Annotated in this window: 18 protein-coding genes; 8 read left to right on the top strand and 10 right to left on the bottom strand. The window is 54.8% G+C overall.

The genetic code is table 11. The features are described from left to right. Window positions 1–166: 166 nt before the first annotated feature. Window positions 167–2,344, bottom strand: coding sequence for a carboxypeptidase regulatory-like domain-containing protein (locus RDV48_20165; protein MDQ7825128.1), 2,178 nt, complete (start codon window positions 2,342–2,344; stop codon window positions 167–169). Window positions 2,345–2,660: 316 nt separating this feature from the next. On the opposite strand from RDV48_20165, the gene RDV48_20170 reads away from it, so the two are divergent. After that, complete coding sequence (locus RDV48_20170) at window positions 2,661–4,004, top strand: sigma-54 dependent transcriptional regulator (protein MDQ7825129.1); 1,344 nt, start codon at window positions 2,661–2,663, stop codon at window positions 4,002–4,004. Between the two features lie 12 nt (window positions 4,005–4,016). Here the strand turns inward: RDV48_20170 and RDV48_20175 are convergent, their stop codons facing one another. The 6 genes from RDV48_20175 to RDV48_20200 form a co-directional block, all read right to left on the bottom strand. After that, complete coding sequence (locus tag RDV48_20175; GenBank protein MDQ7825130.1) at window positions 4,017–5,126, bottom strand: hybrid sensor histidine kinase/response regulator; 1,110 nt, start codon at window positions 5,124–5,126, stop codon at window positions 4,017–4,019. Window positions 5,127–5,254: 128 nt separating this feature from the next. Continuing rightward, a complete protein-coding gene (locus tag RDV48_20180; protein ID MDQ7825131.1) occupies window positions 5,255–7,765 on the bottom strand; it encodes a response regulator in 2,511 nt (836 codons plus the stop codon). Continuing rightward, the gene (locus RDV48_20185; protein ID MDQ7825132.1) at window positions 7,753–8,220 is read right to left on the bottom strand and encodes a response regulator; all 468 of its coding nucleotides are present in this window, start codon (window positions 8,218–8,220) and stop codon (window positions 7,753–7,755) included. The genes RDV48_20180 and RDV48_20185 overlap by 13 nt, the downstream gene beginning before the upstream one ends. Before the next feature lie 16 nt (window positions 8,221–8,236). Then, window positions 8,237–10,039 (bottom strand): PAS domain-containing protein, encoded by a 1,803-nt coding sequence (locus tag RDV48_20190; protein ID MDQ7825133.1) that lies wholly within the window; start codon window positions 10,037–10,039, stop codon window positions 8,237–8,239. Window positions 10,040–10,266: 227 nt separating this feature from the next. Further along, window positions 10,267–10,899 carry a response regulator transcription factor gene (locus RDV48_20195; protein ID MDQ7825134.1) on the bottom strand — a complete coding sequence of 211 codons (633 nt, stop codon included), beginning with the start codon at window positions 10,897–10,899 and terminating at the stop codon, window positions 10,267–10,269. 4 nt (window positions 10,900–10,903) lie between these two features. Continuing rightward, window positions 10,904–12,502, bottom strand: coding sequence for a PAS domain S-box protein (locus tag RDV48_20200; GenBank protein ID MDQ7825135.1), 1,599 nt, complete (start codon window positions 12,500–12,502; stop codon window positions 10,904–10,906). Between the two features lie 269 nt (window positions 12,503–12,771). Here RDV48_20200 and RDV48_20205 point away from each other — a divergent pair, with 269 nt between their 5' ends. The 4 genes from RDV48_20205 to RDV48_20220 all read left to right on the top strand — a co-directional run bounded on the left by RDV48_20205 (window position 12,772) and on the right by RDV48_20220 (window position 17,161). Continuing rightward, window positions 12,772–13,956 carry a SpoIIE family protein phosphatase gene (locus RDV48_20205; protein MDQ7825136.1) on the top strand — a complete coding sequence of 395 codons (1,185 nt, stop codon included), beginning with the start codon at window positions 12,772–12,774 and terminating at the stop codon, window positions 13,954–13,956. Between the two features lie 19 nt (window positions 13,957–13,975). Beyond that, the gene (locus RDV48_20210) at window positions 13,976–14,350 is read left to right on the top strand and encodes a DUF1018 domain-containing protein (GenBank protein MDQ7825137.1); all 375 of its coding nucleotides are present in this window, start codon (window positions 13,976–13,978) and stop codon (window positions 14,348–14,350) included. A gap of 124 nt (window positions 14,351–14,474) precedes the next feature. Further along, window positions 14,475–16,052 (top strand): alkaline phosphatase family protein, encoded by a 1,578-nt coding sequence (locus RDV48_20215; protein ID MDQ7825138.1) that lies wholly within the window; start codon window positions 14,475–14,477, stop codon window positions 16,050–16,052. A gap of 161 nt (window positions 16,053–16,213) precedes the next feature. Then, window positions 16,214–17,161 carry a hypothetical protein gene (locus RDV48_20220; protein MDQ7825139.1) on the top strand — a complete coding sequence of 316 codons (948 nt, stop codon included), beginning with the start codon at window positions 16,214–16,216 and terminating at the stop codon, window positions 17,159–17,161. Window positions 17,162–17,227: 66 nt separating this feature from the next. On the opposite strand, the gene RDV48_20225 is transcribed toward RDV48_20220, so the two are convergent. From RDV48_20225 to RDV48_20235, 3 genes are read right to left on the bottom strand one after another with little or no spacing between them, the layout of a single operon-like run. Further along, complete coding sequence (locus RDV48_20225) at window positions 17,228–17,929, bottom strand: hypothetical protein (protein ID MDQ7825140.1); 702 nt, start codon at window positions 17,927–17,929, stop codon at window positions 17,228–17,230. Between the two features lie 13 nt (window positions 17,930–17,942). Continuing rightward, a complete protein-coding gene (locus RDV48_20230; GenBank protein MDQ7825141.1) occupies window positions 17,943–18,191 on the bottom strand; it encodes a type II toxin-antitoxin system RelE/ParE family toxin in 249 nt (82 codons plus the stop codon). A 20-nt stretch (window positions 18,192–18,211) separates the two neighbouring features. Continuing rightward, window positions 18,212–18,967 (bottom strand): nucleotidyltransferase family protein, encoded by a 756-nt coding sequence (locus RDV48_20235; GenBank protein MDQ7825142.1) that lies wholly within the window; start codon window positions 18,965–18,967, stop codon window positions 18,212–18,214. Between the two features lie 186 nt (window positions 18,968–19,153). On the opposite strand from RDV48_20235, the gene RDV48_20240 reads away from it, so the two are divergent. From RDV48_20240 to RDV48_20250, 3 genes are all read left to right on the top strand, one after another. Further along, window positions 19,154–19,924 carry an NTP transferase domain-containing protein gene (locus RDV48_20240; protein MDQ7825143.1) on the top strand — a complete coding sequence of 257 codons (771 nt, stop codon included), beginning with the start codon at window positions 19,154–19,156 and terminating at the stop codon, window positions 19,922–19,924. Next, window positions 19,909–20,646, top strand: a complete 738-nt coding sequence (locus RDV48_20245) for an MBL fold metallo-hydrolase (protein ID MDQ7825144.1) — start codon at window positions 19,909–19,911, stop codon at window positions 20,644–20,646. The genes RDV48_20240 and RDV48_20245 overlap by 16 nt, the downstream gene beginning before the upstream one ends. Before the next feature lie 186 nt (window positions 20,647–20,832). After that, complete coding sequence (locus RDV48_20250; protein MDQ7825145.1) at window positions 20,833–22,260, top strand: PQQ-binding-like beta-propeller repeat protein; 1,428 nt, start codon at window positions 20,833–20,835, stop codon at window positions 22,258–22,260. Window positions 22,261–22,286 lie beyond the last annotated feature (26 nt).

The following is a 22,286-nucleotide window of genomic DNA, read 5'->3' on the forward strand; positions in this document are numbered from 1 at the left end:
TGGGCGGGGCTGATGGGCTCTGGTTTTGTGTTTACAGATAAGGGCTTTCAGCCCGATATCCCGCCTTTTTCCTCGCACCGACTCACTGTTCCCGAAATTTTTATCTCTTTGGCCCCTCTCACCGCAGATCAATGAGACACTACTCCTTTTGTACAGACAAGGTGGGTCATGGAGCCAAGGTGGCCCGGCCGATTTTCTTCAGCCCGCCAGATGCCTGCGCGGTATAATACATTTTGAGCACACCCGTTCCGTCGTCAATGACGGAAGGGGTGCAGACTCGCGAGTTGCGGTAGCTCACTGCGTAGGCGTCGCTGATGTGGAAGATGTGGCTGGGGTTCTTAGTCCAGGCCTTGCCGTCGGTTGAGAACGCGTAGCCGATGCCTTCATTAAGAGTAGTGACTCCGCCGCTATACCAGAAGTGATAACCGGCAGCATCATGGTACACCGTACCAAAGGTGGAGTATTTGGAGTCCCACGCAGGGCTTGCAGAGGGAGACAATACGGGATTTACGGTGTATGCCTTCCAGAACAGGCCATCGGCGGAATATGCGAGTCCTGTTGCTTCAGGGCCGCCAGTTGTGCCGTCGTAATACATTACATAGCTATAACTCCAAGGGTCGGTGCCGGAGTCTGCCGCGCCCGGCTGGTAAAACAGGTGTACGGGACCATAGGAACCGCGATTCCAATCCGTCACTGGTCCTCCGGTCACTAACTTGGCCGATGCGTCTTGCGTCAAGGCGGTATAACTATCCCAAGTGACTCCATCAACGGACCGGGCAGTGGCTATTGAGGAAATGCTGTATAAATCAGCGTTATTGTCCCAATACCATATCCTGTACTTTGGTCCAGAAGGGCCGAGCCCGAAGCGATCTGCATCGTAAAGCACCTGCGCGTGATTCGGTTTACCACCGAGGCCACTCATAGTAGTCGGAGCGCTCCATGACGTGCCGTCTGATGAGGTGACGAGAAAAACTGCCCCACTGCCGTCACTATACCACAGTGCATACTTTTCACCTGCGTCTTCGAATCCATTCGCGTCGTAAAGCACGCAGGGGTAATATGCGTTTCCTGCTGCCGGTGCGGTATAGACGATGCCCTGGTCGGTCCAGGCAGTGTAGTCCCGCGACGTCACATTGAAGGTGCCGCTCGTCGCTTCAGTGAGGGCGCCGGATGTGGCCGTCAATGTGTATCCTTCGCCGGCCTTGTCGAGGCTCAAATCATCAAAGGCCGCCACACCGGCGACGGCAGAGAGTGTTGTGGTGCCTGAAAGGGTAGAGTCACCTGGATTGGTGCCGATGGCGATGGTAATGTCTCCGGTCGCTGTTGCCACGGTGTTACCTGATGCGTCCTGAATGGCCACTTCCACAGTTGGGGTAATGGCCACGCCTGCCGTCACATCAGTGGGCTGGACCTTAAAGCCGAGCTTGGCAGCCACAGGTGTTCCGCCACCGCCGCCGCCACCGCCGCCTCCAGGCGACTGCGTGGGCGTGGGCGAGGGCTGCGGCGATGCAGTGGGTGAAGGCGATGAGGTTGGAATGGGGGTCGGAGTGGGGGTCGGGGTTGTGGTAGGATCAGGCGCAGGGGCCGTTGCCAGGACGCTGTAGTTCTGAATAGTGCCGCCTGATGACGGCAGGATGCTCAGGCTTGCGAAGATAGTGCCGGGTGAAGTAAACGACAGGGTATACTGAAGGCTGGACGTAAGGTTGTAAAATATGATCCCGCCATTCTGATAAGTTGACGTGGCGCTCCAGTCTATCGTGGGGGGAGTGGCATCGGTGAGGTAGCCTATCTGGACTCCGCCTGAAGGCGTTATCGTCGCCGAGATGCCTGCACCTCTGAGGCCCTTTGAAGGGACATCGGCCTCCACAATGATGTAGCTCTTGCTTTCATCAAAGGGGTGATCGGAGCCTGCCATCTGGTTCCACTGCAACGTCTGCATGATGGAGCAGTCCTCATTGGCAGTGTCCTGCGTTATCGAGAGGTCATTTGTCTCATAACTGATATAATTGTCCTTGGTGATGGTGAGCGAGTAGGTCCCGGCGGGCACGCCGGTGAGATTATACCGCCCATTCTGGTCAGTGATGGCTGTAGTGATGACGACCCTGGCTTTAGTCTGTGAGAGGGTGCACGTGGCGCCCTGCACAGGCTGATTGCTCGTGGCGTCCCTGAGCGTGCCCGATACGGAGTAAGCCTGTACCGCTCCTCCCCCGCTGCCTCCACCCCAGTATGAAGGCCCCGCAGCACCGCCGCCTCCCCCGCTGCCTCCCCCGCAGCCACCCATTATGAGGGCTGCGGAAAGAAATACTGCCCAGAAAAATAATAAGTGAAGCTCCGCCTTTTTCATTGTTTTCTGCTCCTTATACTCTATACTTTCATTATAAGGGGCCGGGCGGTTTTTTGCTGTAAGTACCCTTCCCGGGTTTTTGTAGGACTTACACAACTGATTTATCGTTTTCAACCGGCGTTGAGGAATTTTTCTCCGCTGGTGACAGACCGGGGAGCGCCTGTCATTTCATCAGAAGAGCTTCCTTTTTATCCCTCCTCTTACATTGTGAAAATCTTTACGAGCCTTTTACAAAACCCATGGCAGGGAGAAGAAGGAAAAGCGGCATTCCATGGAAGAACTATCGGCATGACTGTGAAAGGCGAAGAACATCACCATGCCCCATAAGGAAGAGAAAAAGCGCATTCTAGTCGTTGATGATGAGTTTTCCATCCTGAAATTCATGGAGAAGGCACTGGGCAAGTCGGGGTACCATGCCCTTATTGCCTCGAGTGTCTCCGAGGCAATTAAAATCCTGGAGATAACGCCGGTGGACCTTGTGATCACCGACTGCAAGATGCCCAGGATGAGCGGAATGGACCTTATCAGGCATGTGAAGGAGAACTTCAGGTTCACCGCTGTGCTCATGATAACGGGCCACCCTTCTATCGAGGGAGCGGTGGCAGCCGTCAGGATCGGCGCCGAAGATTACCTCACCAAGCCTTTTACCGTCAATGAGCTTCTCACGGCCGTGCGGCGCGCCATCGAGAAGCTCAGCACCAGGAAGCTCGGCGCAGGCGAAAATAATGATCTCTCACCGGCTCCTTACGGCATCATCGGGCGCTCGGAGGCGATGCTCAAAGTTTTCGATGCCATTGGGAAAGCCGCCAGAACGACTGCCACGGTGCTCATCACGGGAGGGAGCGGCACCGGGAAGGAGCTTGTGGCCCGCGCCATCCATTACTCGAGCTCCAGGGCAGCGGCACCTTTCATCCCCGTGAACTGCGGCGGCATCCCCGAGGAGTTTCTCGACAGCGAGCTCTTTGGCTCAACGCGCCACGAGGAAGATTCAAAATCAAGCCTTTTCGGCGCGGCAGACAGCGGCACCATTTTCTTCGACGGTATCGGCAACCTCACGCACACCATGCAGACAAAGCTCCTGCGTGTCATCCAGGACAAGGAGATCTCTACCACGGCCTCAGGGGGCACAAGAAGGGTTGATGTGCATCTGCTTGCATCCACGAACAGGGATCTCCTCTCATTGGTGAGCAGCGGCGCCTTCAGGGAGGATCTTTATTACCGTATCAATGTCGTTCCCATCTCTCTCCCTCCCCTGAGAGACTGCGGCGGCGATATTCTTATAATGGCGAGCCATTTCGCCGCAAGGTACGCGAATGAGCTTGGGAAACCGGCACCGCGCTTCAGCGATTTCGCCCTCCAGGTTCTCAAGAGCTACCCATGGCCGGGAAATGTGAGGGAGCTTGAGAACCTTATGCAGTCACTCGTGGTGATGGGCGACAGGGACCTCATCGACGTGACGGACCTCCCGCCGCATATGCGCTTCACGGCCTTCGCCGAGGGGGGGCGCATCAAGAGCCTTGCCGAGATCGAGAATGAATACATCCACTTTGTCCTTGCGAGCATGGGGGGAAACAAGTCACAGGCTGCCGATATCCTGGGGATGGACAGGAAAACCCTCAGGGAGAAGCTCAAGAAGATGGGCGTGGTAGACGCGGAGTAATGGGAATTTGAGCTACGTCTTAAGCATAATGGTAACTGTGGTCCCTTTTAACGGCATGCTCTCTATCTTCAGCTCCCCGTCATAAAGCGCTGCAAGGCGCTTCGCTATTGACAGGCCCAGCCCTGACCCCTGCTGCTCAAATTTCTTCCTTTCAAACTGCATGAAGGCTCCTGTATGTGCAATCTGTTCGGAGGTCATCCCCCGCCCCCTATCAGTTATAGAGATTACATAGCCATTATTATCCACCTTTCCTTTCACCGTCACCGGCGTGCCGCCTCTGGAGTACTTGAAGGCATTGTCTGTCAGCTCCTCCACCATCTTTTTAAGGTCATCCATGACTACAGGAATCGTGGCTTCCTTCAGTTCAAGCTCAAGGTCCCCCTCCCGCTGTGCCTTAAGTGCTACTTTCCTGGCAGCAGAGGAGATACTATGGGAGACTATGAAAGGCTCCCTGGCCTGTAAAAGTATGAGGCTGTTTTTCCTTTCCTGGCGGGCCCGTGGATCCTCTGAAAGCGCCTCAAGCTCTCCATAGAGAATATAATTCTCTATGAGCCTGCTCAGGCGCTCCGCCGCGGAGTATAAGAGCCCCGCTATTTCACGTACCTGGTCTTTCCCAAAAGACATCTTTTCATCTTTGAGTAATGAGGCTATGCCAAAAATTCCGGTGAGGGGTGTCCGGAGCTCATGGGGAAGAGTGGTAGCAATGTTTATCCTGAGCTCGTCCATCTTTTCCTGGTAGAGCATTCTCCAGGCAGCCTGCCTGGCCAGCCTGGCCTCGACGGCTTTTAAAATCTCGTCATTGGTGAAGGGCTTGACAATATAATCATCAGCTCCACGCTCCATCCCCCGCCTCATCTCCTGCTTCTCTCCCATTCCTGTGAGAAATATGAAAGGTATGGCAGCCAGGGCAGGATCACTCTTGAGCTTCTTCAGGACGCCGTATCCATCGAGTCCATCCATGGTGATGTCGCACAGCACGAGATCAGGGTGAGTGTCCTGTACCGCCTTTACCGCTTCCCACCCGTTTTCGGCCAATTCCACTCTGTACCCATGTGCCTTCAGAATTATGGAAAGTAACTGCCTTATCTTGATCTCATCATCTGCCACAAGGATCTTTTTCATTGCTCTTTCCTTTCTTGCTATACTTCCGGCAGCATAACGCTTCTCTTGCCGCCTTACCGGCTTCTATTCTATGAGATTGAAACCGTGCCTCACCGAGCACTCTCAGCCGTATCGTATGCATCTGGAGCCTATTGACCGGAGAGCACCTCGTGCACTTTCCGGGCAAGCGATTTCACAGAAAACGGCTTCTGAAGGAAGTGGACGTCCGCCTCAAGGACGCCGCGGCGGGCGATGACGTCGCTGGTATAACCGGACATGAACAGGCATTTGATTCCAGGACGCATGGCAGTAAGACGTTTCATGAGGTCGCGGCCGTTCATTTCCGGCATGACCACGTCGGTCAACAGCAGATGGATAAGGTCTGGATACTCCTCAGCCAGCTTGAGTGCATTGTTGGGGCTGCCGGCGGCCAGCACGTGATAGCCCAGCTGCTCGAGCAGCCTTCTGATGAGCTTGAGCAGCGATTCCTGGTCTTCGACAATCAGCACGGTTTCCGTGCCGGTCGGCGCCTCAACCGATGGGAGCCTTTCGCCGGTTACGGCATTCTCCGGCTCGTGCCGTGGCAGACAGATCCTGAAAGTAGTGCCCTTTCCGGGCTCACTCTCTAAATCGATGAAGCCGTGGTTCTGCTTCACGATGCCATACACTGTCGCCAGCCCCAGACCGGTCCCTTTTCCCATTTCCTTGGTGGTGAAGAAGGGCTCGAAAACATGCGCCATTATCTCTTTGTCCATGCCGCACCCATCGTCGTTGACCTCAAGCACTACATACCGCCCGGGGGCGAAAAGAGGCTGGGTATCGCAGCAGGCTTCATCGAGCTCCGTCGAGCCGGTTTTAATGCTAATCCTGCCGATGCCGCCGATCGCATCGCGTGCATTGATAGTCAGGTTGGTAAGAATCTGGTCGATCTGCGCGGGGTCCATTTTCACCGGCCACAGATTGGGGGCGGGCTTCCAGATAAGGTTGATATCCTCTCCAATCAGGCGCCTGAGCATTTTGAGTATGCCCTCGACAGCGTCGTTGAGATCGATGATCTTCGGGGCAATAGTCTGCTTGCTGGCGAAGGCAAGAAGCTGCCGGATCAGCGCGGCCGCTCGATCAGTATCATGCAGGATCTCCTGAGCGAACTCATGGGACTCGTCCCCGGCGGGCAGGCACTCCAACAGCAGCTGGCTGTAGCCCATCATGGACTGCAGGATGTTATTGAAGTCGTGGGCCACACCACCGGCCAGCTGCCCCACAGACTCCATCTTCTGAGCCTGGGAGAGCTGGGTTTCCAGCTTATCGCGGGCATCCTCCGCCTGCCTGCGCTCGGTGACGTCCCGGAATATGCCCATGGTGCATCCCAGGCCATCGAAAGTGAGCTGGGCCGAATTGACATCCGCATAGAAGATCGTCCCGTCTTTCCTGATGCATGGAATATCGGAATTAAGGGTTTTATCTCCGCGGACCAGGGCTTCGAATTCGAGCATGACGGACGGCAAAGCATCTTTCGGGTGGATATCCCCCAGGCCCAGTGTTTTCAATTTTTCCTCGGTGTATCCAAGCATTCGGCATATGGATTTGTTTGCGTACATGAACTTTCTTTCTTCATTGTCGGCAATAAGGATTCCGTCGGCGATGGTTTCAAAGAGCGTGTGGTATCTTGCCTCGCTCTCGCGCAGCTTCTCCACGGTCTGCTTGTGCATAAGGGCGATCCCGATGCTCGCGCCCAGCCCCTCGAAGAAATGGATCATTTCCGCCGTGAAGCGGTTGCGCCGGCGGTCGTTGAACTGGAGAAGCCCGATGATCTCCGTGCCCGAGCGCAGCGGTATCAGGGCCACGGACTCATAGCCTTCGCCATTGCAGCGGTTACGGGTGCGGGATTGACGCTCTTTCTCAGTGGTCGAAGCGAGAAGGTCCGTCGTGCAGTTGCTGTAGAAGCTTCCCCCCCTGGTGAAAAATGGAAGCGAGGCGTCGGTCCGGCCACGGAGAATGTTTCCACACATGCATTCAAGCACCGGATCTCCCTGCGCGTCACGCATGATCTCGCCAGCCTCGTCGCGCCCGCAGAGGTATCGCTCGGCCTCAATGAAATCTTCAGGAAAACCTTTGGTCTCAAAGTATGGAAAATCGTCGCCCTCACGAAGACGTATTCCTATGGCTTCGAAGTCCATGCTTTTATTGAAGAGCAGCAGGATGGAGCGGATTATTTCCGACGCGCCTTCCGTCCGGTTCAGAAGCTCAAGCACCTCGCGGGCAAGCCGTTCACGGGCCTGCGCCCGCTTGCGCTCCAGGGCGTAAAGGATCGACCGCGCCAGCTGATTCCCCGTGACCCGGCCTTTCACGAGGTAGTCCTGCGCGCCTTCCTTCACGGCAGTGACGGCCAGTTCCTGGTTATCGTTCCCCGTCATCACCACGATCGGAATACCGGGCTCTGCCTCCTTCATTCTGTGGAAGCTTTCCAGTCCCATGCTGTCGGGCAGCCCGAGGTCCAGCAGCACCAGGTCGAATTTTTCAGCTCCCAGGCGGGCCAGCGCCTCCGAGAGGCGCGTCGCGGAATCGATCCTGAAAGAGCCTGTTTCGGCCAGCAGCTCCCGGATCAGGTCGATGTCGGCCGGGTTGTCCTCGACCAGAAGGACGCGCCTTATTTCACACATGGCTTCATTCCATTCGCCGGCAGCCTGACGATGGTAAACCAGAAATCCTCGATGGACTTCACGATCACCATGAACTGGGCGAAGTCGATTGGCTTGGAGATGTAGCAGTTCGCGTGAAGGTTGTAGCTCTTCAGGACATCCTGCTCTTCCCTCGATGTGGTGAGGATCACAACGGGGATGCACTTCAGGTCATTGTCCGCCTTGATCTCGGCCAGCACCTCACGGCCATCTTTTTTTGGCAGGTTGAGGTCCAGCAGCACCAGGTCGGGACGCGGGGCGCCCCCGTGCTTCCCCCTGCGATGCAGAAAATCCATGGCTTCCACGCCGTCTGTGACCACGTGCAGCCTGTTGTGCATCTTGCTCGTGTCCAGCGCTTCCCTGGTCAGATCGGCGTCCCCTGCATTGTCCTCGACCAGAAGGATTTCAATGGGCCTCACATGAGACGATGATTTCATCTTCCTCTCTCCTCTCTCACTTCGGAATGGTGAAGAAAAAGGTCGAGCCCTCTCCGGGTGAGGACTCGAGCCAAATCCTGCCGCCGTGGCGCTCCACGATGCGCTTGCACACTGCAAGCCCGATGCCCGTTCCCGGGTATTCCTGCTGCGTGTGCAGCCGCTGGAATATCACGAACACTCTGTCCGCGTACTTGGATTCCATTCCGATGCCGTTGTCCTTCAACGAAAAGCACCACTCGCGGCCGAGATCCCGGGCGGATACATGGACACGCGGCGGATCGGCGCCGTGGAACTTGATGGCATTTCCGATGAGGTTCTGGAACAACAGGGCGATCTGCCCGGCGTCGGCGCGTACCGTGGGCAGATCGTCGTCGGTGACTATTGCCCCGCTCTCTTCGATGGCGGTCTGCAGGTTGCGACAGGCTTCGCTGAGGACCGGGCGCACGTCGATGGGCTCGGGCTGCCTGCCCTGCGTGCCGATGCGCGAGTAAGTCAACAGGTCATTGATGAGCTGCTGCATACGCACTGCGCCGTCAACAGCATAGTCGATATACATATTCGCCTTCTCGTCGAGCTGTCCCTTATAACGGTCTGCCAGGAGCTGCGTGTAACTTGCCACCATGCGAAGAGGCTCCTGCAAGTCGTGCGAGGCCACGTAGGCGAACTGCTCGAGATCCTTGTTGGAGTGCTCCAGGTTCCTGTTGGAGCGCTCCAGGTCTGCCAGGACACCATGAAGCCTGTCTTCATACTGCTTTCGCTCCACCAATATTCCAATGAGCCTCGCTGAAGCATAGAGCCGGTTCCTGGCCATCTCGATAATGTAAGCCGGGCGGGAGTCATACGCGCCGGCTACCCTGACAAGGTCATCATAGTCCACATGATACGCTTCCGCCAGTTCTCGAAGCCTTACGGGATCTTTCGGAGGGTCTTCATGGCCGACATTGATGGCCCCGATGACTTCACCGCCGGCGAATATCGGGACCGCGCAGAGCCGCATACCGCCATTGCATTCAATGTCCACCGGCGCTCCTTTGGCGATGGCCTCCTTGGAGCAGCGCGTCCAGCAGGATTCGTGGCACAGCCATTTCCCGGAGCTCAAAGCCGCGGCATTGTCATCGCAGGCGCAAAGGTTCCTCGATGCCCGGTCCATCATGCGGCACCACTTTGAGGAGAATATTCCGCAGGCATAGTCGCCGTTCTTCTCATAGACGGCGGAGGAGGTCTCCATCAGATCCAGGAATTCGCTCGAGATGCTCCTGAGCATCTCCTTGCCAACGGACCTCAGGATGAGCCCGCCATGGTTCAACTCGGTCAAATCCCCATAGCCCTTATCGACGGCTGAATCCTGAGCTTCATCTATGGCGGCGGACGATGGTTTTGGGGACAGCATCCACTCGATCCGTTCCAGTATCTCCTCTGTCCGCTTTCGTTCGGTGACGTCCGTGACCGTTCCGATCCATCGGACGGGTTTTCCGTCGGGCCCCCTTGCGGCCACGCCCCGAACGGCCCACCACCGATACACTCCGTCTTTCCTTCGAATACGGTACTCGATGTCAAAAGGCGCGCGTCCCTCCAGGTGGGATTGAATCGCAGACATCGTGCGGTCGTGATCTTCCGGATGCAGCGAGTTTTCCCAGGCATCCAGGGTTCTCGGGAACCCGCCCGGGCCGTAGCCGAGCATCTCGTCAATCCTGCCGAACCACTGGATGCTCTTCTTCAGGTCCCATTCGTGAATCAGGTCGTTTGATGTTTCGGCGGTGATGCGAAACCGCTCCTCTGCTTCGCGCAGCCTCTCCTCCGCCTGCTTCTGTTCATTCATTTTGAGAATCCCCCATCCGCCTGCCGCTCCTGGCCGCCGCCTCCCCCGCAGCCACCCATTATGAGTGCTGCGGAAAGAAATACTGCCCAGAAAAATAATAAGTGAAGCTCCACCTTTTTCATTGTTTTCTGCTTCTTATACTTTCATTATAAGGGGCCGGGCGGTTTTTTGCTGTAGGTACCCTTCCCGGGTTTTTGTAGGAATTGGGGATAGTTGGGGCAGGGCTGCTACACCACAAGGTCCTCTTTTATGGCATAGCAGGTTATCTCGGCATTGTTCTTGAGGTTGAGCTTTTCAAGAATTCTCGTCCTGTAGGTGCTCACCGTCTTTGCCGACAGGTGCATGGCATCGGCCGCTTCTTTCACTGTTTTGCCCGACGCGATAAACTGAAGCACCTGGAGCTCCCTGTCAGAGAGGCTCGTGTGGAGCTTTTTATGGGAGAAATCGTCAATCTCGAAGGCAAGCTTCTGTGCAAGAGAGGGGTTGATATACTTCTCGCCGCCCATGATGGTTCTTATGGCAGACACGAGCGCTTCGGGGGCGATCTCCTTGGTGAGATATCCCGACGCTCCTGCCCGCAGGGCTCTTATGGCATAGAGCTCCTCGCGGTGAATGCTCAGGATGAGCACAGGCAGGCAGGGGTGAGTTATTTTTATCTGTTTCAGGATGTCAATGCCGTTCATGTCAGGCATGGAGAGGTCCAGCAGCACTATATCATAAGGCTTCCTCGCAATATGCTCGATGACACCGCACCCGTCGGACACCTCGTCAGCCTCGACAGTATCAACTATCTCCTCGAGGATATGCCGTATCCCTCTCCTTATGACAGGGTGATCGTCGGCGATGAGCACTCTGAGCATGACCTTACTTCCTCTTTTCCAGCGGGAATGTGGCTTCTAACGTGGTGCCTTTCCCTTTCACGCCATGGATAATCACTTCGCCGCCCAGGGAATAGGCACGCTCTCTCATCCCCAGGATTCCAAGCGCTGCGGCCCCCCGTGACTGTTCCCCGGTGATTCCCCTCCCGTTGTCTTCAATGGCAAGCGTGATAGTGCTCCTTTTCTCCATAAGGCTAACTTTCACCTCGGTCGCTCCGGAATGGCGCGCCACGTTGGTGAGGGTTTCCTGGCAGATGCGGAAGAGCGCCGTGGCAATATTACCCGGAAGGGAAATCTCTTCAGATGAGAGAGATAAAGAGCAGCTTATTCCCGTGCGGGCCTGCCAGTCGCCTGCATGCCATATGATGGCGGCGGTTATACCGAAATCGTCAAGAATGACGGGCCGCAGCCTGGTGATGACATTATGCACGGTGTCGATGGCCGAATCAATATCCCCAAGCATCAGGGATGTTCTTGAACGAAGATGCTTCTGCGCTTCAGGGAGCTTCCCGCAAAGCCACGTGAGATCCATTTTCAGGGCGGTAAGGAGCTGCCCCAGGTGGTCATGGATCTCCCGGGCGATGGAAGCCCGCTCCTCTTCCCTCACGTTCTGGAGATGGGACGAGAGGATGCGAAGCTCTTCCTTCGACTTTCTGCGCTCGGTGATATCACGGGCGATTCCAGTGGTGCCTGTCACAATGCCATTCCTATCCATTATCGGTGTCTTGATTGTCTCCATCCAGTGCAGCTTCCCCTCGTGATCTGTCAGGGGCTCTTCCACCTTCTTTCTCATCCCCGAGGCCATGACATCCCGGTCATCGGCCCGGTAGCGCTGGGCGAGCTCGCCGGGCCACAGGTCCAGGTCGGTTTTCCCCACAAGATCCTCAGGCTTTCTGCCGCAGGCATTTCCAAAGGCCTGATTCACTTCGACATAGCGGCTCTCACTGTCTTTCAGCCACACCATGTCGGGTATATTGTCCACGATGGCTCTTGTCTGGATCCTTGCCTTTTCCAGTACCTCTTCAGCTTTATTGCGGGTCGTGATGTCGATAAGAGAGCACCTGCAGAGGGGAATGTTTCTTGCATCAAGGAAAAAACTGCTCTGCATGAGGGCAGGGAAAGGAGTCCCCCCCCCCCGGGGCGTGATGAGAAGCTCACAGACTCCCTTATCTCTTGTGCTGATAACCTTTGCGAGGTGGGAGAGAAAGGGAGAGAAGCTTGAGTTATCAATAAAAGCCTGGAAAGGTAACTTCATCAGAATACATCTTTCCAGGCCCAGCAGCTCTGAGGCAGTAAGATTCGCCTCTTCAATGCATCCCTTGTCGCTCAGCACGAAACTGGCGATGGGCGATGAATCGTAGAGATCGCTGAACCTGGACCGCGACTCCTCAATAAGGATCTGACTGTTCCTGAGCTCCTCGTTCTGCATATCAAGCTCAAGCTCGTGGGCGTGAAGATCGCGCAAAAGCAGCGCAATCTTTTCATTGTCCTCTGCCGCGGCTATGGCGGCGGGCTTATTCGACTGCTTTGCCGCAAATGACGAATAACTCTGGGTGGCATGCACCGGGCTCTTTTTCTTTTTCATAAGGGATGCCTGACTATTAAACAGGATCTGTTCAATGCGGAGGGATGCAGATGGTATTATAAGGTGATTGTAATTATCTGATGGAACCCCACCCCTCCCGAGTATAGCACAGCGCACAAAATTTGTCCATCACAGGCCTGCCTGAGCATTCTCGTGATAGCAGAAGTCTGTGAGGTCATTATCGCCCTTTGCCTGCTGCAATAAGGAAAATTTCAAGTGAGCCATACTCCCCGATCTGTGATATAATAGTCAAAAAGGACCAATCAAGAATGAAGAAAACTCTGACAGAGGACAGGATCACGCTGCTGCTCATAGAGGATCAGGCAGGCATTGGAGAAGCCGTTCGATTGATGGTATCCGGCGAGAGCGACATCTCTTTTCACTACTGCAGGCATGAGGATGAAGCAGTCTGCCTCGCAGGCGGGATAGCGCCCTCAGTCATCCTCCTGGGCACTGTCATGCCGGAAATTGATGGCTTGACGCCGATCACCTACTACCGGGATAATCCTGCGACTGGCGACACGCCTATAATCATTCTTTCAGATCAGGATAATCCTGAGGTAAAGGCCCGGGCCTTTACCCTCGGGGCAAGCGACTATCTCATCAAGATGCCTGACCGCAGGGAGTTTCTTGCCCGGATCCGTTATCATTCGAGGGCTTACTGCAACCTCCTGCAGAGAAACGAGGCCTACCACGCTCTTGAAGCGAGCCGGAAAGCTCTTGCTGATGAGCTTGCAAAAGCAGCAGAGTATGTAAGAGCATTGCTCCCTGATTTTCTCGATGGACCGGTGAAGACATGCTGGAAGTTCATCCCCAGCAGGCAGCTTGGCGGCGATTCTTTCAACTATCACTGGATAGATGATGAGCACTTTGCCATATACCTTCTGGATGTGAAAGGGCACGGAATCGGAGCGACACTGCTTTCCCTCGCCGTGATGAATATCCTCAGGGCGCAAAAACTGCCGGGTGTCAATTTCCGTCATCCCCACGCAGTCCTGAGAGAGCTGAACGAAGCCTTCCAGATGGATCAGCACAACAACCTGTTTCTGTCTCTATGGTACGGAGTGTATAACCGATCTCTGCGCACCCTGGTGTGCTCAAGCGGCGGGCATCCCCCGGCACTGCTCATCACGGGAGCACAGGAGGGAGCTCTCACTGTCCGGGAGGCATCGAGCGAGGATTTGATTATTGGTTTTGCTCCTGGTGAAGAATACAGGAGCGTCTCCTTTTCAGTCGGGGAAAATGAGAGGCTTTATATTTACAGCGACGGGGCATACGAAATCAAAAAAGCCTCCGGAAGCTTCTGGACCATAGAGGAGTTCATACAGGCGCTTATCCTGGCCCGCCGGTCCGAGGTGCCGGTTCTGGATGCCATGCTCGCTCAGGCCCGCGCCATCAAGGGCAACGATCTCTTTGACGATGATTTTTCCCTGCTGGAAGTCCAGTTCTGCTGATCGCCCGCGGAGTGATTTTATGGGTATAGATAATAAAAAGCTGGCCGTCATCCATATTCTGAAAAAAGAGCTGAACCTGGATGACGCCGAATACAGGGACATTCTTGAGCAGGCAGCGGGCGTGAGAAGCGCAAAGGATCTGGATGAGGCAACATTCAGGCAATTAATGAGATACTTTGTCCGCAGCAAATATTACCGGATCAATCCCCTTGGCCTTACCTTGAAACAGAAGCTCTATATGAAATATATTGCCCTGGAGATGGGCTGGGATGAAGCTCACCTCACCAATTTCATCCACAAGTATTACCATAAGTCCGGTGTTGATGAGCTCACAAGAAAAGAGGCCGCAAAGGCGATTGAATCTCTCAAGAACGCGAGGCAGCATCAAAAATAGCTGCAGCCGCCCGGCATGTCCCTCTTTATTAACAAAATGATAACAATAATCCCTTTACTCCCGCTGCATATCCTATTATAATGGTAAGTAGTGCTGATACCAGGCATGACAGGGGGAAAAAGCGATGAATATCAATTTTGATCCGAACAGTCCGAATGCTTTCAATCCCGCGGTGAATCCGCCGGTAAAAACGCCTGCTGCCGCCGCCGAGCCGAAAGACGGCTTCGTTCAGTCAGCCGGGGGAGATGAAGGCACACAGAAGCACAAGCTTGTCATGCTCCAGATAGACGGCCTTTCAAGACCGGCGCTTGAAAAAGCCATGGCCGACGGATATGCTCCCCACCTCAAGGCCATGATCGAAAATGGCTCACACATAATGCGCTCTTTCAGCTCCGGCATCGCCGCGGTCACCGTACCCATTCTCTCCTCAATTTTCTACGGGATCGAGCTTCCCGCAAATGACTGGTATGACAAGCGGCAGGGCAAAATGATAGATTCCATAGCCACAGAGCAGAGCATCCAGGAGGAATTGGCCAGGAAAGGCCAGTCCGGCATACTTACCGGCGGGGCTGCCTATTCAAGCCCTTTCAGCGGCGGAGCTGAAGAGACCGGGGCAGTGGTCAGCGTGCTCAAGCAGGAGGCAAAAGAGCACGGCTACATAAAGACTTTTCTCAAGGAAGCGAAAAAGGAGATATCGCTGCTGAAAAAGGGGGGCTACAGCCTTACCAGGGCGGGATGGCATGTGGTAAGGGATATTTTCAAGCTGAGCCGGAAGCTTATCAAGGCAGGTGAATTTAATACCGCCACGGACAGGCTCGGCACCATCCTGATGTCACTCAATGAGAATGTAATTCCCCAGGTGGCCACCGAGGGAATCAAAAAGGCCATCGATGACCATAGGCCCACTGCCTACGTGGATTATGCAGCCTATGACGAGCAGGCCCATTTTTTCGGCCCCGAATCCAAGGATGCCTTTCTCGCCCTGAAAGAAATAGACGGCCTCATCGGGCAGATAATGGACAAGGCTTCCTCGAGCGGGGACAAGTATGATGTCATTGTATTTTCGGATCACGGCCAGACCCCGTCGAGCCTGTTTAACAAGCTCTATGGCAAGCCGGCGGGAGAAGTCATCAAGGACCTCGCCGAGCAGTGCAACCCCTCGGGATATGAAAGGGGAGACATAGAGTTCTCCGATGCCTATTCGCTGGGCGATATCTATTTCACCAAGGACAAGAACAAGGCAGTCCAGATCCGGGAGATAGAAAAGAAGTTTCCCGGTTTCACCGATAAGCTTGTCGATCATCCCGGGATAGGCCTGGTCGTCACCAGAGATAATGACTCATATGTCATGAGAGGCAAAGAAGGCACTTTAGTGGTTGACAGGGAAGCCCGGGCAGTGAGGCAGGATGGCTCAAGCCCTCTTGCCCATTTCGGCGATGAAGAGCTGCTCAGGAAGCAGATATCGAGCTACATGAACCTTCCACAGACCGGTGACATAGTCATCTTTGGCGAGTATGACGGTGAAAAAGTCGTTGATTTCAACAAAAAATATTCCCTTGCCTCCCTCCATGGCGGAATCGGCGGAAACCAGACGAAGCCTTTCATCCTGACCGATCCCGCCCTTCCCCTGGCCCGGAAGGAGATAGTAGAAGCCACGGACCTGAACAAGCTCTACCATGATAATGAGGATCACATAGGGTGAGAGCTGCACTGGCTTCTTCATTCATGCGCAGGGTAATGAGAACAGATGGAATCCCCGGGAATCCCGGGATACATCTGCATCGTAAAAAATAAGCTGCCGCCGCGAAACAAAATTGCCTTTCCGCAGTCTAACAGGTCATCACCATAAGAGGAGGAAGCACTATGAGGTGGAAATTCTTCGTCTGTTTTTTTCTCGGGGCAGCGCTCTGCCTGGCTATAATGGCGCCGATATTCTCCGATGACAAAGACGGGTTCCCGCAACAGATAGATGCGCTGAATGACCAGATCCAGATTGGCAATCTTCTCACCGGGCTCTATCTTACCGATGCACAGGTGGCAGAGATTATTCCTCTTTCCAGGCGGGCCGGCGCCCTGCGGGAGAATGTCCGGAACCTGAGGGACTCGATGGTGAAGAAACACGGCGCAAAATATGTCAGTCTTCTCACCACCATGAGGGAAGAGATTTTCAAAACCGGCGATGCCTCTGAGGAGTCAAAAAAGGCCTTCTTCAATGTGGAATCGCAGGTCCGGGACAAGAAGAAAGAAATGAATGAGGAGCTGCAAAGCCTCAATAAGCAGGTGCAGGCCATCCTCACCGACAACCAGAAAGTTATCGTGGCCGAGTATCAGCCCTGCGTGGTGCCTGTCCAGAGCATCACTCACCCGGAAAGGATCGGGGCCTCGCCTGACAACTCCGGCGTGATAAAGCACCTGGAGGACATAAGAGAAATCAGCGGGGAGGACTGGCCGGAAAAAAAGGCCGCGATCCTCGCCAAGCTCACGGTCAAGCTTAAAAACAAGCTCATGAAGGACGAGGTCCCGTCCATGCTTGAGAAGATAGGCGCGGTAATGGAAGAAGCCCGTGCAATGAGCGCTGATGAGTTTGAGCTGGAAAAGGAAAAGCTTGCCGCCAGGGTAGTGCCCGCCCATGAAAAAGAGAGCTTTGACTCGGCGCTCAAGTGGAAGATTGATAAGTTCCTGCTCCACAAATCTTTTGCAGAAGTGGCGGAGATGAAGTCGGGTTACGACAGGACCGCAGCCCGCGGGCGGCAGAAGGACAAGCCCGCATATCAGAAAAAAATCCGCCCGGTGAGCTCTCCCGAGCCCTGAACAAAGTAAAAGAGGCACCGTGTGTGCCGGATCCCTTCACCCCTGGGAGGTGCTCAGAAGGGCCATTTATTTCAGCGTGAATGTCACGTTCAACCAGCGCCTCCGGTCGGCCGGGATATCCCCCGGGTACTCGGTCCACTTCCCGTCATGCCGCTTTACCTTCGACAGGTCGAGGGCAGGCCACGCAACGCGCAGCAGGCGCTCTGCATCTGCCGGGGCCTTCACCTGCATCCGGATGCCGTCAAAGGGGACGATCCCGTCGAAACGCAGCCGGCCTTTCTCCTCATAGCGGGCCGACCACTGCAGGCGCACGCGATCCGGCGCCGGGAAGCCGATGATGCGGAACACATTAGCGGTCAATTCGGGCGCATCATTGCCGTAGTATGCCTCGAATGATGCCGCCTTTTCGTCGAATACCATATCAGGAAGGCTTACAAGCGCGGGGAGCGGGCGGATCGGCACGATACCGCAGTCAGGCGCAAGGGCTCCATCCTCGCCTGAGCGCTCATCGACCATGATCTCAAGGGAGAGCATTACATGGGGCGCCTGCCCATAGACCCACTGCTTCTTTTCCTGCACCCAGTCCTCCGTCACCACGATCATCTCAAACCGCGCAGACTGAGGGTCATATGTCCTGCCATCAACCACCAGGGCACTCCTGCGGCTATCTGATTCCTTATGCGTCGCCCGGGCTTCCTCTGCGGCGGCACCGCCCGCGGAGAAGAGACTCAGCACCGCACCGATTAGAATCACTGTGAGAAACTTCATGTATCTTTCCTCCTTACCGCAGAAACTCATATTTTCGGTGACCATGGAGGATTCTTCTCATCTCCACGGCCTTGCCTTTGATAACATAGAAAACAAGATAGGTTCCCACTATCAGTATCCGATAGCCCATTCGCCGCAGGCGCAGATCTGCAGGTATCTTGCCACTTTCAGGGTAATCCTCCAGGCTCGAGATGGCCCTGTCTATATCATTCAATAGTTCTGCCGGTGCTTCAGGCCTGTCCACACTGATATATACAAGCATATCGCCCAGGTCTTTCTCCGCTAGAGGATCTTTTCAACCAGATCAATATCGGAGGGTTTATCGACATCCATGGCGATTTCCGGGTGACTGCTGATGATGCCCCTGCACCGGCATTTCAGCAGCGCGCTTATTTTATTTTCAACCCGGCCTATGGTGAGAGTTCCCAGCAGAATCCCTGAAAGTATCTCCCATCCCCATAGCGATGCGAGACGGAAGACACTCCGGCGGGACTCCATGACCATTTTCAGGTTCTGCCATTTTTCCCGTATGGTGCTTCTCTTGAAGAGGAACATGCTGCTCCCGGTGAAACGGCCTTCTTTGAGCCTCACATAAATCCATTTCCGGGCGGGGAATTTTTTTTCTATATCCTTCTTCTCCACAAAGGGGTAGCATATATCGATCCCGTCGGGGCACGATGAGATGAACTCTTCCAGCATCGCTCCGGTGACCAGGGGAAGGTCAGAGGTTATCATCAGGATGCGCTCGCTCTGCTGCAGCGCATCAATTCCCTTCAGAATGTTCTCTGTTTCGTCTTTTCCTTCGGGCAGCAGGAAGTCCACGTCCTTTGAACAATGCAGCTGAGTGAAACATTCGGGACCCACCAGCGCTATCTTCCCTATGCTGCGGCACTCCCGGAGAGCCCTGATAATGTATGAAACCATAGGGGCTCCGTGGATCGGGAGGAGCGCCCTGCTGGTGACACCCTTGCACGATTCACCGAACTGCGCTCCGAGCCCGCCCCCTGCGATGATTATCGAGTCTGCCTGCATAGCCATCTCAACACTCCCCGGGCTTACCTCTGCACTGACCGCTGGAATATGGAAAGTGCCGCCTTTACTCACTTAGTGTACTATATCGAGAAGATGAAATCAAGATCGGCATTCCTTCACCTCCATGGGGAAGGGTAAAGATGGGCACCGGAAGAAGTCTTGTGGAAAGTATTTCTCGGGAAACACAGTGCCATGCAGACGGATGCCATAGTTCTTGCCGGGGGAAGGACCGGAGGGCTTTTGAAAAGGCGGGGAGAGACAGACTACAAATGTTTCCTGTCAACAGGAAAAGGCAGCCTTCTTGAAGCTATGGTAAATTCCCTCAAAGGATGTGACCTTGTCAGCAGTATCCATGTCCTTGCCCCTTCCTCGCTGAAAGACCTCATCGCAATTGAAAATATTGACAGCGTCCATGGCAAGGATTTACCGGTTATTGAAGGCATCGTAAGCCTCCTGGAGCACCTCGGCCGGGAAAGCAATCACCGCAAGGACAGATATCTCATCTGCGCTTCCGATCTTCCCTTCGTTTCCTCAAGGGGGATAAGAGATTTCCTGAAATTGTGCCCCGGGGGCATCAACCTCTGCCTCCCCGTGATTGAGAAGAAGGATTTTTTCAGGAGGTTTCCCGGCACGATAAAATTTCCCGTGCCCCTGAAGGAAGGCTCGTTCACTGCCGGGGGAGTGCTCCTGCTCCAGGGACAGGGGGACATTGGAAGATTGAAAGCGTTCATGCAGAAGCTCTTCGACGCCAGGAAGAACCTGCCTGAACTGCTTGGAATGCTGGGAAGGGGCTTTGTATGGAGATTTGTCACGCACTCGCTCTCAGTCTCAGATATTGAAAAGAGGATTGAGGTGCTCTCGGGGATGTCCTGCAGGGCAGTGAGAGGATGCGACCCTGCCCTTGCATTTGATATAGACAATATTCTGCATTTTATACAGGCAAAAAGATGCATAAGGGTTTGACAGTCACCTATATCGGCCATGCCACCACTTTGATTTCCATGGGAGGCACGGCGATTCTTACCGATCCCTGGCTTGGAAAAACATTGTTATTCCTGGAAAGAAGAAGGCTTCCTGTGTGGGAACAGGAGATGGTAAGGAACGCTGATATTGCGGCAATCTCCCATGAGCACCCTGACCATTTTGACCTGCGGAGCCTCGGGTTGCTCTCCAGGAAAACTACAATTCTTGTACCCGAATTGCTGGTCAAGGACCTCAGGAAGCTGGACTTTGAAGACGTCAGACCTGTAAAAGAATGGGACAAACTCGCCATCCACGGGCTTGAGATAGAAATTGTGCCTGTTCCTCACCGCTCGAGAAAAAATCTCGGGTATGTATTCAAATCTTCAGGGAATGTGTTCTTCGCAGGCGATATGGCCCCCTCATCAGCATACGGTGAAATCCTTAAAAAGCTTCCGGGAATCGACATCGCGCTTATGCCGGTGGGAGGCTTTGCCTTTGGGCCGGAATTCCTGAGAAATCACCTGGCCATTAACGAATTGTGCGAGGTTTTGAAGGGTATGAAGCCCAGAGCGGTTATTCCCATTCACTGGGGGCATAACCCGATCTTCCCGTTCATGGAAAGATTGGAGGGCACTGGAGAAATGCTCAGGAAAAGGCTCCGGGAAGTCTGCCCGGAAGTGGCGACATCTCTTTTAAATGAGGGAGAGTCATACCGATTCTAAGGATAAACGCAAGGAACGGGTGGAGTCCCGCTTCAGCCGCTCTTGTCATTTAAGATATGCGCGCACATGCGTTGCCCCCGCCGGGAGGGCACCTCTCATCCCCCTCGTAGTGCAGCTTGCCGGGGAACCGTTGCTGCCGGCGTGGAATGATGATATCATATATCCTGATCCGCTCAGGAGGTGCTCATGGATAAAATTGATTCAGCCTCGATGTCTCAACAGAACCGCCCCGGGATTCTTCCGCGCCCGGGGGGCTCTGAATCGTCAACAGCCCTTCCTGAGGACCGGATCAGCATCACAGGGCGCAGGGCGAAGCGTGCTTTCTCCAATTCAGCGGCAGAGATGGCGCAGAAGCTCTTCGAGCCCTCCACCTATTCCTTCAGAAAAAATGCCGATGACCACGCCGTGGTCTATGCAGGCCCCTTTGTCGGGAAAGACGGAGCCTTCCAGGTGCTTGATTTCAAAGAGCTCCTGCGCTATGACGGGGCAAGCCTCACACCGGAAGTTGCGCAGCAGTTCGAATACGACAAGGAAGGACCGGATCATTCCGGCGCAGTGTTCACCGCTGAGGGGACCTGCGTCTTCCTCAGCCACGACAGGCGTCTGAGGGCTTTTCGTGACGGTCATGAGCTTTTTTCGGTTCCCATCGGGGAGCAGCCCAACTCCCCCGTGGCAGCCACCGATTCTCTCATCGCCTATGCATCCAGGGACGGAAAGGTGAACGTGCACGGCTCCGATGGAGCTCTCAGGGAGTCATACACTGTTCCGCTCAAGCAAGGCGAGAAAGAGGACACCTGGGTGAAGCCCCGGCATGTCTTCATTGATTCCCGCGAGAGAGTCTACCTGCTTACCTGCGACAATGAGCTGATGCAGCTTAAGAACGGCGGCGCCGCCTGGAGCGCCGGGCTTGGCGCAATGCCCCGGGACCAGTTCAGGAAGTTCCTGCTTGAATCCGGTAACGGCGAAACTGTTTACTGCCGTGCGGAAAGGGGCCTGGCTGCCGTCGAGTGCGATTCGGGAAAGATACAGTGGTCCGCCGACCTGGGATCGCTTCCCGCGGTCTCACCCGTAACCGACGACAAAGGAAATCTCTACGTCCTCACGAAGGATGGAAAAATATCGGTCATCTCACCGGATGGAAAGAAGCTCCGTGACTGGGACACGGGGATAAAGCCCGACATAGTAAACAGCGCCAATCCACGGCTGCTCATTGACTGCAGGGGAAACGTCTGCATCACTCCCAACCCCTGCAGCTTTCACGTCTACACTGCAGAAGGTGATCCCATTGTGAAGCTGAAATGCGGGGACCTCTTCCGCGAGGTGGACTACATCCAGGACTTTTCCCTGACCCCTGACGGGAAAAAAACGATACTCCTCGCGGGCTCCTACTTTGTGGGGGAAATGGAGCTTCCCTCCACGAGCGCCCAGAAATACAGGGAAGCGCAGCAGAATGGCGCGGCATCTGAGGCGGAATCCGCGGACATCATTCAGGAAGATGAATACGTAATCATCGGCGGCATCCGCCTGGACACGAAAAAAGAGTATCATCTGCTTTCACTGATCGCGTCAGGATATCCAGATCCACACAAATCAAAAGAGTTTGGCGTGCACTGATTCACATGCATGGGCTCTCCTGTTTT

The organism is Candidatus Eremiobacterota bacterium (assembly GCA_031082125.1).
In the GTDB taxonomy this organism is placed as follows: domain Bacteria; phylum Vulcanimicrobiota; class CADAWZ01; order CADAWZ01; family Ess09-12; genus Ess09-12.